Origin of the sequence: Cryobacterium glucosi (assembly GCF_004402235.1) — a bacterium.
Taxonomy (GTDB): domain Bacteria; phylum Actinomycetota; class Actinomycetes; order Actinomycetales; family Microbacteriaceae; genus Cryobacterium; species Cryobacterium glucosi.
Genome location: NZ_SOFS01000021.1, coordinates 1 through 12,872 on the forward strand (window position 1 = coordinate 1; position 12,872 = coordinate 12,872).

The 12,872-nt window shown below is 69.4% G+C and carries 11 protein-coding genes, 1 tRNA gene and 1 pseudogene; 2 read left to right on the forward strand and 11 right to left on the reverse strand.

Annotation, left to right across the window (positions count from 1 at the left end):
- The first annotated feature begins 301 nt into the window (after positions 1-301).
- Positions 302-874: a hypothetical protein gene (locus E3O46_RS11100; protein WP_134449651.1), complete on the forward strand. Its 573-nt coding sequence runs from the start codon at positions 302-304 to the stop codon at positions 872-874.
- 51 nt (positions 875-925) lie between these two features.
- Here the strand turns inward: E3O46_RS11100 and E3O46_RS11105 are convergent.
- The 6 genes from E3O46_RS11105 to topA form a co-directional block, all read right to left on the reverse strand.
- Positions 926-998: transfer RNA gene (locus E3O46_RS11105), tRNA-Thr, on the reverse strand.
- Positions 999-1,050: 52 nt separating this feature from the next.
- Positions 1,051-1,689 (reverse strand): TetR/AcrR family transcriptional regulator, encoded by a 639-nt coding sequence (locus E3O46_RS11110; RefSeq protein ID WP_134449652.1) that lies wholly within the window; start codon positions 1,687-1,689, stop codon positions 1,051-1,053.
- Between the two features lie 75 nt (positions 1,690-1,764).
- Positions 1,765-3,243, reverse strand: a complete 1,479-nt coding sequence (locus tag E3O46_RS11115; protein WP_241987492.1) for an alpha/beta hydrolase — start codon at positions 3,241-3,243, stop codon at positions 1,765-1,767.
- 205 nt (positions 3,244-3,448) lie between these two features.
- Positions 3,449-4,708, reverse strand: coding sequence for a DNA polymerase III subunit delta' (locus tag E3O46_RS11120; protein ID WP_134449654.1), 1,260 nt, complete (start codon positions 4,706-4,708; stop codon positions 3,449-3,451).
- A gap of 50 nt (positions 4,709-4,758) precedes the next feature.
- Positions 4,759-5,421, reverse strand: coding sequence for a dTMP kinase (gene tmk, locus E3O46_RS11125; RefSeq protein WP_241975214.1), 663 nt, complete (start codon positions 5,419-5,421; stop codon positions 4,759-4,761).
- Entirely contained in the window at positions 5,418-8,411 is a 2,994-nt protein-coding gene (gene topA, locus E3O46_RS11130) for a type I DNA topoisomerase (RefSeq protein WP_134558207.1), read from the reverse strand. Before topA ends, tmk begins: the two co-directional genes overlap by 4 nt.
- Positions 8,412-8,552: 141 nt before the next feature.
- Here topA and E3O46_RS11135 point away from each other — a divergent pair, with 141 nt between their 5' ends.
- Positions 8,553-8,795, forward strand: a complete 243-nt coding sequence (locus E3O46_RS11135; RefSeq protein ID WP_134449656.1) for a hypothetical protein — start codon at positions 8,553-8,555, stop codon at positions 8,793-8,795.
- 126 nt (positions 8,796-8,921) lie between these two features.
- On the opposite strand, the pseudogene E3O46_RS19015 reads toward E3O46_RS11135, so the two are convergent.
- The 5 genes and pseudogenes from E3O46_RS19015 to E3O46_RS11160 all read right to left on the reverse strand — a co-directional run.
- Positions 8,922-9,191 (reverse strand): annotated as a pseudogene (locus tag E3O46_RS19015) (Rv3654c family TadE-like protein); the annotation flags it as partial.
- Positions 9,188-9,586, reverse strand: a complete 399-nt coding sequence (locus E3O46_RS11145; protein WP_134449657.1) for a TadE family type IV pilus minor pilin — start codon at positions 9,584-9,586, stop codon at positions 9,188-9,190. The gene E3O46_RS11145 and the pseudogene E3O46_RS19015, both read right to left, overlap by 4 nt.
- Complete coding sequence (locus E3O46_RS11150) at positions 9,567-9,773, reverse strand: DUF4244 domain-containing protein (protein ID WP_134449658.1); 207 nt, start codon at positions 9,771-9,773, stop codon at positions 9,567-9,569. The genes E3O46_RS11145 and E3O46_RS11150 overlap by 20 nt, the downstream gene beginning before the upstream one ends.
- Before the next feature lie 567 nt (positions 9,774-10,340).
- Positions 10,341-11,483, reverse strand: a complete 1,143-nt coding sequence (locus tag E3O46_RS11155) for a pilus assembly protein (protein ID WP_134561721.1) — start codon at positions 11,481-11,483, stop codon at positions 10,341-10,343.
- The gene (locus E3O46_RS11160) at positions 11,483-12,565 is read right to left on the reverse strand and encodes a TadA family conjugal transfer-associated ATPase (RefSeq protein ID WP_134449660.1); all 1,083 of its coding nucleotides are present in this window, start codon (positions 12,563-12,565) and stop codon (positions 11,483-11,485) included. The genes E3O46_RS11155 and E3O46_RS11160 overlap by 1 nt, the downstream gene beginning before the upstream one ends.
- Positions 12,566-12,872 lie beyond the last annotated feature (307 nt).

The following is a 12,872-nucleotide window of genomic DNA, read 5'->3' on the forward strand; positions in this document are numbered from 1 at the left end:
ACGGCGATCAACGAGGGACTGGACATGGTGGGACTTCCTGATTCTCGCCCTACGTCAAACGGCGAACTTGCTCTGAGCTACCCGCCTCAACTCACCCTGACACGTAGGGAGGTCGCGGCAACGAGATGGCTCGCCACGCTGATTTCACGGCAGCTCGAGCGGCGGGGCCATCGGCACGCCAGCCCCAACGCCGTCTGCATCCGCGGATTCACCGGCAACACAACCTGGCGTTCCGGGGACGCTCCCGACCGGGACCATCGGAACGGGCACGCTGACGTCCGACAACGGTACTACCGGCAATGTGAGGTTCGATTTCCACGGAACCGAGCTCACGCTCCACATCGATGACCTCGTCACTCCGGCAGCGGCAACGGTCGACGCGGTGACCGCGACCCAGCCCATACCGGCGAACCAAACCTGCTACGACAGCGGCTTCCGCATGGACTTCGGGCCGTTCACGAGCGGAAGCGGCGCCTACGGCTGGGGTGACCTCAGCATCCTCAGCGGAGATCCCAGCGGAATCGACCAGGTCATTCTGGTCACAACCCCCGCCCAACCGGACACGACCGACCCGGACTGCCGTGAGGCCGTCGTCGCGCGCGCCGACATCCGTTGGACCTTCGCGCCGCTCCGCGGCTACCTCAACCCCGTGGACTCCGGTGCGACGCCCGGCGCCCGGGGCACGGTCGACGTCATCGACGGCAGGCCCGCGGGCTATACCGCCGCAACGAATGAATACCGCGCCGACGTGGCCGCCCGATTCGGCATCACCGTCGACGACCTCACCTATTTGAACGATGCCCAGCTGATGGGCACGAACAAGGAAACCGCGCCGGCGGGAAGGCGACTCAACCTGCTCCTCGCAGACCGATAGCACGAGCACATGGGCAGCACGAAGAGAGTGGGCCGGGCGATGAGGAAAGGGAGCCGCCTGTCAGAATCGAACTGACGACCTTCTCATTACGAGTGAGATGCTCTACCAACTGAGCTAAGGCGGCGTGACGCCCGAATGCTTCTTTCCGGAAACGCGCGGTGACACAGCAACAAAGCTTAGCTGGTCCGGAGGGTCAATTCGTACAGCCCCGCGAACGACGCCCGCACCCGATCGGCGAGCGGCTCCGACTCGTCTCCCTCGGCCCAGCAGCGCCAGGCGTGTCGCAGGGCTGCGACCGCGACGAGCGTGAGCAGCAGGGCGCGCTGGTGCAACGCGATCGGGTCGGCGGCGAGCACGGGATCGTCCGCCGCGAGGCGCCGGCTGATCACGTCGTCGAGGTGTCCCTCGAAGCTGCGGAGGGTAGCCATCCGCATGCCGAACAGGTAGGGGTTCTCCTTCATCACCTGACGCCGCAGATGGTGAATCTCCCGGTCATCCTGGGAATTCTGCACGCTGGTCGAGAGCAGCACCGCGAGGTCGGCGAGGATGTCACCGGAGGGGCTCCTGTGTACGAAGTCCTCGATCTCCGCCTCGGAACCGAGGGTGAGATCGTCACCGGCGAGGGCGGCGTCCTTCGACGGGAAGTAGTTGAAGAAGGTGCGCGGGGACACATCGGCGATCCGGCTGATGTCCTCGACGGTGACCTTGTCGACCCCGCGCTCGGACGCGAGCGTGAGCACAGCGAGTTGGATGGCCCGGTGGGTCGCCAGACGTTTCCGTTCACGCAGGCCGGGTTCTTCCGCAACATCCACCATGGTCACATTCTTACACGGCGCGCAAATGTGCAGTCCTCGAGTCGTCACCGGATGCCGCACGGCCGCCCCCGCACATCAGCACTTCGGGTCGGTGGCCGGCACCGTCCCCTGCAGCAGGTATGAGTCCACCGCGTTGTTCACGCAGGCATTGGACTTGTTGTACGCAGTGTGCCCCTCGCCCGCGTACGTGACGAGCTGCGCACTGTCGAGCTGCCTGGCCAGGCTCTGCGCCCACACGTACGGGGTCGCCGGGTCGTTCGTCGTGCCGACGACGAGGATCGGCGCCGCTCCCGGCGCGTGGATCTCGGCGCGGGTTCCGGTGAACTTGTCCGGCCAGTTCGCACAGCCGGTGTCGCCGTAGGCCATGTACTTGCCGATGACCGGCGCTGCGGCCTCGATGGCCGCGGCGTCGGCGCGCATCACGGCCGGGTCGTCGTTGTAGCTGTAGTCGAGGCAGTTGATCGCCAGGAAGGCCTCGGTCGAATTGTCGAGGTATGTCCCGTCGGAGTTACGGCCGTTGTAGGCATCCGCGAACTGGAACGCGATCTTGGTGTTGCCCTGCATCACGCTCGACAGCATCTCGCTCAGGTTCGGCCACGCCGACGCCTGGTACAGCGGGTAGATGATGGCGGTCAGCAGCGTGTTGGCGCCGAGCATCCGGCCATCGCTCGCGGCGATCGGGCTCCGGTCGACCGAGTCGAGCAGCGCGGAGATGGTGGTCATCGCCTGGTCGACGGTGCCGTTGAACGGGCACTTCGATCCAGCCAGGCAATCGGCGAGGTAGGAGCGTAGCGCGCTCTCGAAGCCGACGGCCTGCACCCGGGTCACCTCGGCATTGCTCGTGGACGGGTCGAGGGCTCCATCGAGGACGAGGCGGCCGACCTTGTCCGGGAACAGGTTGGCGTAGGTGGCGCCGAGGAAGGTGCCGTAGGAATAGCCGAGGTAGTTGAGCTGGGCATCGCCGAGCACGGCACGCAGCATGTCGAGGTCATGGGCAGCGCTCACGGTGTCGACGTGGGCGAGGAGGGCGCCGGTGTTGGTGGCGCAGGCGGCTCCGAAGTCGGTCGAGGACTTCTCGACCTCCTGGATCCAGGCATCCGTGCCGCGGGCTGCTGTCGGGATGGCGTACAGGTACTGGTCCATCTCGGCAGCCCCGAAACACTTCACCGCTGACGAGCGCCCGACGCCGCGCGGGTCGAACCCGACGATGTCGAATCCGGCCTGCAGCTTCGCATCCGTGGCGTAGTCGAGGGACCCCTTCACGAAGTCGTACCCGGAGCCGCCGGGACCGCCGGGGTTGACCAGGAGCGAGCCGACCCGGGTGCCGGTCGCGACGTGCCGCACGAGGGCGAGGTCGACGGTGTCGGTTCCGGGCGCGCTCCATTCGAGCGGGGCCTTCGCGGTGGTGCACTGCAGGCTGTTACCGCAGTCGGTCCAGGTGAGCACCTGGTTGTAGAACGGGTCGAGGGCGCTGCTGACGCTCTCCCCGGTGGGGGACGACGTCGAGGCCGAGGGTTGCGGCAGGAACGCGGGCACGCATCCGCTGAGCCCCATCGTGACGACGACGGCGGCGGCCAGGATCGCGAAGCGGCGGGCGGCCGGGTGGCGCGTCCGGGTGCCATTCGACACCGGGCCGTTCGACGCCGGGCGCTGGCGGATGCGTGTGGTCAACGGTTCCTCTTTACTGGTCTGGTCATGCAGGCGGTTCAGGCTCTTACGAGCGCCGCGCGTGGGCGGTGGCATCGTCGTAGTCATCGCTTCATCGCCGGATGGCGGACACCAGCATTGCCTCGAGGGCCAGGGCCGGTGCCACATTGGATTCAATTCTCTGCCGCGCGATCGCGATGGCGTCCAGTGTCGCGAGCGTCGTGACGGTCGCGCACGCCGCCGCTGCGGCGCGCACTCCGACGAGGAGCTCGCGGTTGATCACTTCATTCTCGCGGCCGAACTGTACCATGATCACATCCCGGTACAGCGAGGTCAGATCCACGAGGATCCGGTCGAGCCCGTCGCGCAGGCTCCGGGTGGCCCGCCGTTTCTGGTCGTCTTCCAGCGCCTTGATCTGGCCGCGGAGCGCGGGCGGCACCGACTTGCCGGGCTCGACGCCGAGGGAGCGGAGCACACCCTCGCGTTCGGCGGCGTCCCGCTCGAGGGTGATCGCCTTCGCGTCGTCACCGGCGATCGCGAGCAGTCGCGCCGCGGCGTTCACTGCGTGCGACACCCCACGGATGCCGAGCGCGGCCTTCAGGGTTTCCTCGCGCCGTTCGCGGGCCTCGGGGTTCGTGGCCAGCCGCCGCGCCATGCCGATGTGGCTCTGTGCTTCGCGGGCGCAGCGCTCGGCGATGACAGGGTCGACCCCCTCGCGCGCGACAAGAAGCGCGGCGACGTCGGCGACGCTCGGGACGCGCAACCTGACCGTGCGCACCCGGGACCGGATGGTCGGCAACAGGTCGGCCTCACTCGGGGCGCAGAGGATCCACACGGTGCGTTCCGGCGGCTCTTCGAGGGCCTTGAGCAGCACATTGGAGGTGCGCTCGACCATGCGGTCGGCGTCTTCGACGACGATGACCCGGTATCGGCCGACCGAGGGCGAATACTGGGAGCGTTTGACGGCCTCCTTGACGGATTCCATCTTGATGATGACGCCCTCGGTGGCGAGCACGACGAGGTCGGGGTGGGTGCGGGCCTCCACGAGCCGTTCGGCGGTCGCGTCTTCGGCTGGCGTTCCCGGGCTGAGGAGGGCGGCGGCGAAGGCGAAGGCCAGGTTGGACCGGCCCGAACCAGGCGGGCCCGTGATGAGCCAGGCGTGCGTCATGGACGCGGAGGTGCTCGAAGCCGAGGAGCCGGAGGCGACGGCGCTGCTGCCGGCGGTGCTGCCGGCGGTGCTCCCGGCGGCGCTCCCGGCGGTGCTGCCGGCGGTGCTCGCGGGGGCGTCAACCGCGCTCTGCTGCGGCGCGGCGGCGGCGCGGAAGATCGCGATCGCATCCGCCTGGCCGGTCAGGTTGTCCCACACGCTCATTCCCTCAGGGTACCGGTCGCCGCTGACATCCCGCCCAGACGCCTGCGAGGTCAGAGCAGGGGGGCTACGCGGGCGCGGATCGCCGCGGCGATCTCGTCGACCGGGCGCGCGGCATCCACGACCAGGAAACGGTCGGGCTCGGCGCGGGCGAGGTCGAGGAACGCAGCACGCACCCGCCCGTGGAAGTCGTCCTTCTCGGCCTCGAGGCGGTCGAAACGCTTGTTGGCGGCGTCGAGCCGGCCGCGCGCGACGGTCTCATCGAGGTCGAGCAGGATGGTGAGCTCGGGCAGCAGGCCTTCCGCGGCCCAGAGCGACAGCTCGCGGATCTCCGAGGCGCCGAGTACCCGCCCCGCGCCCTGGTAGGCGACGGATGAGTCGAGGTAGCGGTCCTGGACCACCACGTCCCCGCGGGCGAGCGCCGGACGCACGGCAGTGGCGATGTGCTGGGCGCGATCGGCCGCGTAGAGCAGGGCCTCGGCGCGCGGGGACACCTCGCCGGTGTGGTGCAGGACGATCTCACGGATTTCGACGCCGACGACGGTGCCGCCGGGCTCCCGGGTGCGCAGCACCGTGCGGCCCTGCTCACCGAGCCACTCGGCGAGCAGCCGGGCCTGGGTGGACTTGCCCGAACCGTCGCCGCCCTCGAGGGTAATGAAGAGGCCGGTCGGGGCGGCCTCAGTGGAGGCCGCCCCGGTCACGTCTGCTGCGGTCACGACTGGGTGGTCGAACCCGCGGGAGTCTTCGTCGCTGCAGTCCTGGTCGTCGCGGTCTTGGTGGAGGTCCCTGTCTTGGTGACGGCCGGCTTGCGGACTGCGGTCTTGATGACCGTGGTCTTCGTAGCGGTGGCCTTCTTCACGACGGGCTTCTTCACGGCGGGCTTCTTGGCGACCGGCTTCTTGGCGGGGGCCTTCTTCGCGGGCGCCTTCTTGACGGCCGGTCCCTTGGCGCGCTTGTCGGCGAGGAGCTGCACGGCCCGGTCGAAATCGACCTCTTCGACCGTCTCGGCCTTCGGGATCGTCGCATTCGTGACACCGTCGGTGACGTAGGCGCCGAATCGGCCGTCCTTGATCTTGATCGCCTTGCCGCTGTCCGGGTCGGGCGTCTCGAATTCCTTGAGGGCGCTCGACGCACGCCGCGCACCGTACTTGGGCTGGCTGTACAGTTCGACCGCTCCGGGCAGGTCGATCTCGAAGATCTGGTCCTCGCTCGTGAGCGAGCGGGTGTCGACGCCCTTCTTCAGGTACGGGCCGAACTTGCCGTTCTGTGCGGTGATCTCGGTCTGCGTTTCGGGGTCGAGGCCGACGACGCGCGGGAGGGCGAGCAGCCGGAGCGCGGTCTCGAGGTCGATCGTCGCGAGGTCCATCGACTTGAATAGCGAGGCGGTGCGCGGCTTGTCGGCGGGGGCGATCTTCTTCGCGGCCGGCTTGCGCTTGGGCTTCGCTGCGGGAGCGCCGGCGTCGACCAGCTGGGTCACTTCACCGGTGAGCGGGTCGATGGTCTCGCCGGCGGACTCGGTCTGGGTCTCGACGAGTTCGACGACGGCGGGCTCGGCGGGCGCCGGGTCGAGCTCGGTCACGTACGGGCCGAAACGACCGTCCTTGGCGACGATGTTCTTGCCGGTCTCCGGGTTGACCCCGATGACGCGGTCGATGACGACGGGCGCGTCGATGAGCTGACGTGCTTTCGCGGGGGTCAGTTCGTCGGGTGCGAGGTCCGGCGGGATGTTCACCCGGCGCGGCGGGGCATCCGCTGCGGCGGCAGGGTCGATGACCTCGAGGTAGGGGCCGTACTTGCCGATGCGGAGGGTGATGTCGTCACCGATCGGCATCGAGTTGATCGACCGGGCGTCGATCTCACCGAGGTTGTCGACGACCTGGCGGAGACCGCGGTGCTTCTCGGAGCCGAAGTAGAAGCTGTTGAGCCAGTCGACGCGGTCGGCCTTACCGTCGGCGATGCGGTCGAGGTCGTCTTCCATCTCGGCGGTGAAGTCGTATTCGACGAGATCGGTGAAGTATTCCTCGAGCAGGCGCACCACGGAGAAGGCGATCCAGTTCGGCACGAGCGACTGGCCGCGCGGGGTGACGTAGCCGCGGTCGGTGATCGTGGAGATGATCGAGGCGTACGTCGACGGGCGGCCGATGCCGAGCTCTTCGAGCTTCTTGACGAGGCTCGCCTCGGTGTACCGGGCGGCCGGGGTGGTCTCGTGGCCCTTGGCCTCGACCTCGAGCAGGGACAGCGACTGGCCCTCTTCGAGCGGCGGCAGCTTGGACTCGGTCGGGTCGGTGGGCGCGTTGCGCTCTTCGTCGCGGGATTCCTCGTAGGCGAGCATGAAGCCGCGGAAGGTGATCACCGTGCCGCTCGCGGAGAACTCGGCGAGCACGCCGGACGCCGCGGGGTGCGGCGAGACGCCGGTCGGGCCTGCCGCGATGGTGACGGACGCGGTCGAACCGGTCGCGTCGGCCATCTGCGAGGCGACCGTGCGCTTCCAGATCAGGTCGTAGAGGCGGAAGTCGTTACCGCGGATGGTGTTCGCGAGCGAGGAGGGCGTGCGGAAGGTATCGCCGGACGGGCGGATGGCCTCGTGGGCCTCCTGCGCGTTCTTGCTCTTGCCCTTGTAGAGGCGCGGCTGGGCCGGCACCGTTTCGGGGCCGTAGAGAGAGGATGCCTGGTTGCGGGCCGCGGTGATTGCCTGCTGCGAGAGCGACGGCGAGTCTGTACGCATGTAGGTGATGTAGCCGTTTTCGTAGAGCGACTGGGCGACGCTCATGGTCTGCCGGGCGGTGAAGCGCAGCTTGCGGGCGGCTTCCTGCTGCAGGGTCGATGTCGTGAACGGGGCGGCCGGGCTGCGACGGTACGGCTTGGAGGCGACCTTGGTCACGGTGATCGCGACGCTCGGTTCCTTGAGCGCGTCGGCGACGGCGAGGGCGGATGCCTCATCGAGCGTCGTCGCCGTGACCTTGGGCTTGAGGCGGCCGAGATCGTCGAAGTCGCCGCCGGAGGCGATGCGTTCGCCGTTGAGGCGCACGAGCTTGGCCTGGAAAGCGGCATCCTCGCGCGCCGTACCGGAGGCGAGCTGGGCCGAGAGGTCCCAGTAGCCGGCGGAGACGAACGCGAGGCGTTCGCGTTCGCGGTCGACGACGAGGCGGGTCGCGGCGGACTGCACGCGACCGGCGGAGAGGCCAGGGCCGACCTTGCGCCAGAGCACGGGGGAAATCTCGTAGCCGTAGATGCGGTCGAGGATGCGCCGGGTCTCCTGCGCGTCGACGAGGGCCGTGTCGAGGTCGCGGGTGTTGTCCTTGGCCTTGAGGATCGCTTCCTTGGTGATCTCGTGGAACACCATGCGCTTCACGGGGACCTTGGGCTGGAGGACCTGCAGGAGGTGCCAGGCGATGGCCTCGCCTTCGCGGTCCTCATCAGTTGCGAGCAGGAGTTCATCGGCCGTCTTCATCGCCCGCTTGAGCTCGGCGACGGTCTTCTTCTTCGCGTCGGACACGACGTAATACGGCTCGAAGCCGTTGTCGACGTCGACGGAGAACTTGCCGAGGGGCCCCTTCTTCAGTTCAGGGGGCAGGTTTTTTGGCTCGATCAGGTCCCGAATGTGGCCGACCGAGGACAGGACCTCGTAGCCGTCGCCGAGATACGCGGCGATCGACTTCATTTTTGTCGGCGATTCGACAATGACCAGCTTCTTAGCGCCTGGCACCAGACTCCTCTTTATAGGTATCGGCCCGTTGAAGGGCCAAGGCACACCATACACACAGAAAGATGGTGCCCACCTAATCGGCCACACGTCACACAGGGCTTTGGGGCTTGCCAGCCTCGCCTGGGTGAGGACAATGGAGGCATGGGTACAGCAGCTACGGGCACGTACACCGCGAAGCTTACGGACGGCCCCCTCGAAGGCAAGACGATCACCACGGAGTTCCTCGAGACGGGCGATATCCGGCCTCGTCTGGAGATTCCCGCGGAGTCCGGTGGCAAGCGCTACGTCTATACCCGCGGCGCCGGCCTGGAGTTCGACTCCACGGAGTTCCCCGAGCGACCGACGGCCGTCGACTACCGCTACCTCGAGGCCATTTTCGACTGAGCCGGCCGCTTCGCCCCGACCGTTCCCGGGCGAAGCTCCGCCTCCCGGTGCACCCGCCGAACCCGGTGGACCGGCCCTGGCGCGCGCTCTCAGGTTCCAGCCGAGAAATTCCCGGGTGACCGTGACGCTCGCGATCGGGCCGGCCGTTGTGCAGCGCGCCACGGATGCCCCGTCGAGGGCCGCGATCTCGGCCGCGGCCTCGCAGGGCACCCCGGCCACGAGTCCCGACAGCGTGTCCGCTGCGGCGAGCGCCGTGGCATCCGCCGCCGCCCGCACGGTCTGGCCGACGACGAGCACCGCGATGAACGGGAGCAGGAGCGCGGTCAACAGCACGACCGCCCCGAGGATGCCCACCGCGAGCACCGACCCGGAGCCACGATCGCGGTTGCGGGTCACGTGGCGCCTCCGAGCGCGCAGGAGCCCGCCGTCACCGTGATCCCGAGCGCTGCGGGAGCGCTCAGCCGGGCGCAGACCGCGTCGCCGCGCTGGTCCACTGAGACGGCCGCGCCGCCGACGAGTTGCCGGGCCAGACTGGTCGCGTGGTCGAGCCCGTCGCCCCGGGCGAGGGACCGGGCCGCCTGGGCCGCGGCATCCGCCAGCCGGACCTGCTGACCGCCGACCTGCACCCCGCCGAGGCAGAGCAGCAGCACGAGGAGCACTGCCGGAATGACGGCGGCGAATTCGGCCGTGATGCTGCCGCGCTCGGCCGGGACGGTGCTCCCGTCGGTGCCGGTCGCGTCACCGGCCGCGGCACGGGATGCGGCCCTCCGGCTACCCGACCGTGAGGGCATGGCGCACCAGCTCGGTGAGGATGCCGCGCACTTCGTCTCCCCGGAGGATGAGGATGAGCAATCCCGCGAAGCCGACGGCCGCCATCGTGGCGATCACGTACTCGGCGGTCGCGGCGCCCGCATCCTCCCGCAGGCGCCTGACGGCCCGGCGTGGTCGTCGTTTCACCGTGTCTGTTGAGCTCGGCATCTGTCCTTCTCCTCTCCCATCGATCGACGCGGTTGTCCGGCGGCACGATCGGTTCCAGATTCGCCCGCCAGACACCGAATCCCGCGGCCGATCCGGATTCGGTGGAAAACGCCGCCCGACCCGGCCCTGTTGAGGACGCCCGCCCCGCGTGGGATCGCGAGAGTACACTTTTGGCCCTTAAGACCGCGGTTTAAGGGCCAAAACTGCGCTCTCGCGATCGGGCGAGGACGGCAAAGAGGAGGCGATTTTTGCTCCACGACGACCAATTTCAGAAAGGGGTTACCTTTGGCGAAAGATGAGCGTAGTGTCTTCCCAACGGCACCCACTAGGGTCCGGGGAACGAGGCGCTGATGGCAGACAAATCCCCAAAGAAGAGCACCGGCAAGACTGCCGCAGCGAAGACTCTGAAGGAAAAACGCGCCGACAAGAAAGCTCGTCCGGAGCGCAAGGACTAGAGCAACTGGACAGTTTCACCGTGACTTCGAAAGAGTCGGGCCCAAGGGCCCGGCTCTTTTTTCGTGCTCGGGTCTTTTCGTGCCCGGGTCTCTTCGTACACGGCTGCCGCGGCTAGAACTCCGAGAGCGTCGTCGACAGCACCGTCACGAGGAGCGGCACCACGCCGAGCAGCATGAAGGCCGGCAGGACACACACGCCGAGGGGAACCAGCAGGGCGATCCTGAGGGTGACCGCCCGCCGCTGGCCTGCTGTCCGGGCGTCGCGGCGCAGCTGCTCGGCTTCGCTGCGCAAGAGCTCGGCGGCGGGCACGCCGGCGCGCACGGCCAGGTCCAGCACCCGGTCCGCGGCGGAGCGGCCGGGGTCCGCCGAGTAGCCGGGGTCGGTTGAGCGGCCGCGTCTTGCGGTGCGGCCGAGGGCGGCGGAGCGGCCGGGCTTCGCGGGCTCCGACCGCCGGCCTCGTTCCGGATGCGGGTCTGGCGCGGCGGGGAGATAGCGGCCGAGCGCCTCGGTCACCAGGGCCTGGGCGCGGTCGACCGAACCGCCGCCGCTCATCGCGATCGCGGTCAGGTCCAGATCGAGGCCCGGCGTCGGCGCCCGAGCCCGGGCCCGCCGGAGCAGCCGGCGATTCCACCGGTTCCCCGCGAGTATGAGTCCGGTACCGCTGCCGAGGCACAGCCAGCCCGGTACGGTCAGGAACAGCGTCGCGACGGTGTTGAACCCGAGCAGCACGCCGAAGAGGATCCCGACGAGCGGCAGGACGGCGACCAGCCGGGCGGTCGCGGCCGGGCCGGCGAGCGCCGTCTCGAGGTCCGCATGAAGCTGGCCGAGGTCGCGCAGGCTGGCCGCGAGCTGACGCAGGCACGCGGCGAGCGGCGCCCCTGACCGGGTCGCCACCTCCCACGCGGCGGCGACCGCGCACCAGGCCTCGCCCGACTGCCCGCCAACGGCCCGCGCCTCCCCCGCAATGGCCTCCGCAACGCTGTCCCCGCGACTCGCGGCGAGACCGGCGGCGCGCACGACACGGATGCCGACGGCCGGCGAATCGCCACCCGCCCGGTTCACCCGCGGTCGCCTCCGATCCGCACCCCTCTGGGCAGCGCGAGAGGCGTCAGGGCCGGCGTCCTCGTCCAGGTATCCCCACGCGTTCACGGGCGACACCCCTGCCGAGAGGAGCACGGCCAGCCGCTGCACGATCCGGGCCGCATCCTCGATGTCGGCGTCCCCTCGGGCTTGCTTGACCGCTCCACGGCGCATCACGGGATGCCCCCGGCCGGCACGCCCACCAGCACGGCCACCAGCAGCCCGCGGCCGTCGAGCTCGAACCGGCCGAGCTGCGCGAGCCTGCGCTCACCGCCGCGGCGCTCGAGGTGCAGCACGAGGCCGATCGCGCTGACGGCCTGCCGGGCGACGGCCGCCTGGCTCATCCCGGCGAGCGCCCCGAGGGCCTCGAGCTGGGCGGGCACGTCGCCCAGGGAGTTCGCGTGCAGGGTGCCCGCCCCGCCGTCATGGCCGGTGTTGAGGGCGGCGAGCAGTTCGCGCAGTTCGCCGCCGCGGCATTCGCCGAGCACCAGCCGGTCCGGGCGCATCCGCAGGGCCTCGCGGAGCAACGCGTCCAGGCCGACCCGCCCGGCGCCTTCGAGGTTCGGCTGCCGCGATTCGAGCGCCACGACGTGGGGGTGGTCGATGCGGAGTTCGGCGACGTCCTCGATGACGACGATGCGCTCCCCCGGCGGCGCCTCGCCGAGAAGTGCTGCCAGCAGGGTGGTCTTGCCGCTGCCCGCCGCCCCGGTCACGAGCAGGTTCTCCCGTCCCTGCACCGCTGCACGCAGCCGGTCGCTGAGCGCGAGGCCCACCGTCCCCGAGCCGAACAGGCCCCCAGCGGCGAGCGCGTCCAGTCGCGGCCGGTCGGGCCGCGGCAGCCGGATCGAGAGCAGGGTGCCCGTGCTCGACACCGGCGGCAGCACGGCGTGCACCCGGATGCCGTCGGCGAGCCGCACGTCGACGCACGGGCTCGCCTCGTCGATGTGCCGGCCGCCGAGCGCGATCAGCCGCACCGCGAGCGCCCGCACCTCGGCCTCGGCACACCGCCAGCCCGACTGCCGCACCGGGCCGAGGCCCGCATCGACCCAGAGGCCGGCCTCGCCGTTGACGAACAGGTCCGTCACACCTGCGGATGCCGCGTACCGCGCGATCGGGCCCAGTCTGGCCAGGTTCCGCCCGGGCACCAACCCCGTCACCGACCCCGGCCCCGTCACCGGCGCGCGCTCCCCCGGGTCGGCGACCTCGGGCATCCGCTCACGGTTGAGCGACGGGGCGGCGACGAACGGTTGCACCATGACCCGAAAGTATCCGGCGATGACCTCGTGGACGGGGCCACAACACCAGGCTGGGGACGCGTCGCCCTGCACGACGACGACGGTGGAGGACGAGCCACCGAACCGCCGGAAAACTGCCGGAAACCCGTCGGGTCGCTAAAAAAAGGGGGGCGGCACCTATTGGGGGGAACAGGTGCCGCCTCGGCATCACGCTGATTGGGGGGAACCAAACGTGATGCAGGTCAAAACTTTCGTTCGGACGAGTCCAAGTGTATAAGGAAAATCAAGATGCGCAAGTCCCCCGTGTCCTCATAAATGAGGACACGGT